Here is a 2,861-nt window from a genome sequence, read left to right as displayed (position 1 = left end):
AGGCGGGCCAATGCCGCCGCCAGTCTTGATACGCCGTTGTTACGCAGGCTTCGAGAGGGTTGAAACGCAACCCTCTCGCGCCACGCTCAAGGCTTGCCGCCCTTGAGCACGGCGAAGGGGTTGGGCCGCTGCGGCGCCGGCTCATCCGCCTCCTCCGCCGCATCCAGGGCCGGCAGGGTGGCGCCCGGGGCACGCGGATAGGGGTCGAGCGCCAGGGAGAGCTGCTCCGCCAGCGCCTCGCCCAGTTCCATAACGCCGCGCTCGGTGGGAATCTCGTCCGGCCCGTCCGGGTCCTCGTCCGACGGCTCCTTGCCGGAGGGCAGGAAGCGCAAATCCACCGCCTCATCCAGCGCCTGCGTCACCGGCTCCAGCGTGACGACGCAGGATTGCACCACGGAGGCCCGCAGCCGCCCCCGCGCGCGGATGGCGCCACCACCCTCCACCCGCAGCTCCAGCTCGGCGCCAAGCGCGTTGACGGCGGGGATGCCGAAGCGGCGCGCCAGCGCGGCGCACTCCGCCTCGGTGGCACGCACGGTCTGGCGGCGCCCTTCGGGGCCGACCGCGACCCAGGGCAGGGTGCGGGAGAATTCCAGGGGCTGGTCGGTCATGCGGCCTCCTGCGTTCACTGCGGGATCTCGTCCCGGGGCGGGGGGAAGGTGACCTGGCCCCGCAGCAGGGCATCCAGCCCCTGCGCGGCCAGGGCGTCGTCGGTGGCCAGGGCCAGGGCGGCCAGCGCGCGCGGCGCCGGCGCGTCCTCCGCCACCGCGCCACGCCAAACGTTGCGCGCCAGGGCGGCGGCCAGCGCCGCCGCGTCGCGCGCCTCCAGCGGCGCCTCATAGGCGCGGGCGCGGCCGTGGAAGGCCTCCCACATGTTCTTCACCCGCTTGGCGATGGACATGTCGCCCACCCCCATCTCGCGCAGGTTGAAATCCATGTCGGCGAACATGGCGTCGAACACCGCCTGGGCCAGCACGGCGCCACGCCGGTCGGCGTCGCGGTGCAGGCGGCGGATCAGCAGCGCCACCTGCAGGCCGATCAGGTCGAAGCGCCCATCCAGCGTGTCCGGCACGCCATAATGCGCGAAGAAGACGGGGTGGCGCGCCGCCCGCACGGCGGCGCCGTACAGCTCGAATCCCTGCCGCTCATGCGGCTTGCGGCGGAACAGGCCGAACAAGGCCATGGTCGGGACAGGCTCCTTCGAAACCCTGGGCGAAACCCCGGGTCGGTTCCCCGGGCGGCACAGGCCGGTTGACCCCGATGCGGGGCGGTGGCAATCGACCGTGCAGATGGACCGCAACCCCGCATTGGTCAATCCGACCGGCCCGCCGGCGGGTGCCGCGCGGGGCGAAGGCCGAGAGGAATTGGGGCGCCCCGTGAACAGCGACGTGACCAGCAGCGACACCACCCGCAGCATGTTCCGCCCGCGGCCGGCCGGCAAGGCCCGCGCCGCGCTGCTCGCGCTCATCCTGGCCCTGCCCGCCGCCGGCTGCTCGGTCTTCGAGGCGCCGCCGGTGCAGCGCGGCAACCGCGCCGACCCGGAGCTGCTGGCGCAGCTCACCCCGGGCGTGCAGACCCAGGCCGATGTGCAGGCCCTGCTCGGCTCCCCCACCGCCACCGGCACCTTCGACCGGAACATGTGGTACTACATCAGCTCGGTGACGCGGATGCGCCCGGCCAGCCACTTCACCGTCGAGGACCGCCGCGTCATCGCCATGCGCTTCGACGAGGGCGGCACGCTGCGCGACATCCGCGAGGTGGGCCAGGACGACATGCGCAGCGTGGACATGGTGGGCCGCACCACCCCCGTGCCGGGCACGGAGCGCACGGTGCTGCAGGCGCTGTTCGGCAATATCGGGCGCGTCGGCGCCGGTGGCCTCGGCTCGGAGACGGCGCCGGGCGGCGGGCCGGGGCGCTAGAGCCTTTTCCGTTCGTACTGGCTCACGGAAAAGGCTCTAGCTCATTGTTTTCGCGAGCATCTTCACGCGATCAGGGGAAGCAGCCTGCTCGCGATCTGCTCTAGGCCCTCCCCCTTCCCCGCCGCCATGGCATGAAAAAAGCCCGGGAAGCCTCCCGGGCTTTTTTTGCGCCGCCGGCCGCCTGCTCAGGCGGCGCTCGGGCGGCGGGCCTGCAGCAGCACCAGCAGCAGCGCCAGGCCGACGGCGGGCAGCAGCGCCAGGTTCAGCACCATCCAGCCCGCCTGGGCATGGATGGCGCCGGAGGCGAAGGCGGTGCACGCCACCGTGCCGAAGACGATGAAGTCGTTGGCCGCCTGGGCACGCACCCGCTCCTCCGGCCGGTGCGCCTCGGCCAGCAGGCTGGTGGCGCCGACGAACATGAAGTTCCAGCCCAGCCCCAGCAGCATCAGCGCCACGCTGAAATGGCCGAACTCCCGCCCCGACAGCGCCACGGCGACGCAGAACAGGTTCAGCAGCGCCCCCGCCGCGATGATCCGCCGCACGCCGAAGCGGGCGATCAGCCGCCCCGTGACGAATCCGGGCGCGAACATCGAGACGGCGTGCAGCTGGATGACCGTGGCGCTGGCACCGACGCCGAAGCCGCAGAGCATCATCTCCAGCGGCGTCGAGGTCATCACCAGGTTCATCGTGCCATAGGCCACCGCGCCGGTGATGGCGGCGGTGAGGAAGGCCGGGCGGGCCAGGATCTCGCCGATCGGCGTCGCCACCTTGGGCCGCGGCGGGGCCGGCGGCAGCTTCGCGCGGGAGAGCAGCGCCAGGCAGACCAGCGGCAGCAGCGCCAGGATCAGGTAGGTGCCGAGGAACAGGAAGGGCGCCAGCATGTCGCGGCTGTGCTTCACCAGTTCCGGCCCGAAGATGGCGGAGAGCACGCCGCCCGCCATCACC

Annotated in this window: 4 protein-coding genes; 1 reads left to right on the top strand and 3 read right to left on the bottom strand. The window is 72.5% G+C overall.

Annotated elements, in window-relative coordinates; translation table 11 throughout:
- Positions 1–86 precede the first annotated feature (86 nt).
- Together ACZJYS_RS23845 and ACZJYS_RS23840 are read right to left on the bottom strand one after the other, a co-directional pair.
- Positions 87–608 carry a YceD family protein gene (locus ACZJYS_RS23845; RefSeq protein ID WP_493180576.1) on the bottom strand — a complete coding sequence of 174 codons (522 nt, stop codon included), beginning with the start codon at positions 606–608 and terminating at the stop codon, positions 87–89.
- Between the two features lie 14 nt (positions 609–622).
- Entirely contained in the window at positions 623–1,180 is a 558-nt protein-coding gene (locus ACZJYS_RS23840) for a ubiquinol-cytochrome C chaperone family protein (protein WP_493180575.1), read from the bottom strand.
- Positions 1,181–1,373: 193 nt separating this feature from the next.
- Here ACZJYS_RS23840 and ACZJYS_RS23835 point away from each other — a divergent pair, with 193 nt between their 5' ends.
- On the top strand, positions 1,374–1,916 hold the full coding sequence (locus ACZJYS_RS23835) for an outer membrane protein assembly factor BamE (protein WP_245906167.1): 543 nt from the start codon (positions 1,374–1,376) through the stop codon (positions 1,914–1,916).
- A gap of 185 nt (positions 1,917–2,101) precedes the next feature.
- On the opposite strand, the gene ACZJYS_RS23830 is transcribed toward ACZJYS_RS23835, so the two are convergent.
- A partial coding sequence (locus ACZJYS_RS23830; protein ID WP_493180574.1) for an MFS transporter occupies positions 2,102–2,861 on the bottom strand: 760 nt, incomplete at its 5' end.

This window comes from Roseomonas sp. TS2 (assembly GCF_058833935.1).
Note: the sequence above shows the minus strand (reverse complement) of the source record. Positions and strands in the feature narration are given on the sequence as shown.